This window comes from Staphylococcus sp. HMSC14D10 (assembly GCF_001808125.1).
In the GTDB taxonomy this organism is placed as follows: domain Bacteria; phylum Bacillota; class Bacilli; order Staphylococcales; family Staphylococcaceae; genus Staphylococcus; species Staphylococcus haemolyticus.
The window spans coordinates 1-258 of record NZ_KV792253.1 but is presented as its reverse complement, the minus strand read 5'-3'; the positions used below and the strand labels follow the sequence as shown (position 1 = coordinate 258).

Genomic DNA, 258 nt, shown 5'->3' with positions numbered 1-258 from the left:
GCTTGATGTTTAATAAGTTCAATCGCCTTTTTACATCTAGCCTCATCAAATACTTCTTTTTTAGTCGATAAGCGTTTCTCTAAGGCTTTCAATTTCTTCTCATTACTATCAAATGTAGTATAGAGTGCGTCAGCCTCGTCATCTTGTGAGTTAGCAATTAATTCTTTATACTTTGCTTTATCTTCTTTAATTCGTTGCGATAACTCTTGACGCTCATTTTCTATTTTATTGATATTCTCTCTTTGACCTGTGACATAT

1 pseudogene is annotated in these 258 nt (G+C 32.9%); it reads right to left on the bottom strand.

Annotated elements, in window-relative coordinates:
* Positions 1-258 (bottom strand): annotated as a pseudogene (locus HMPREF3134_RS12465) (pathogenicity island protein); the annotation flags it as partial.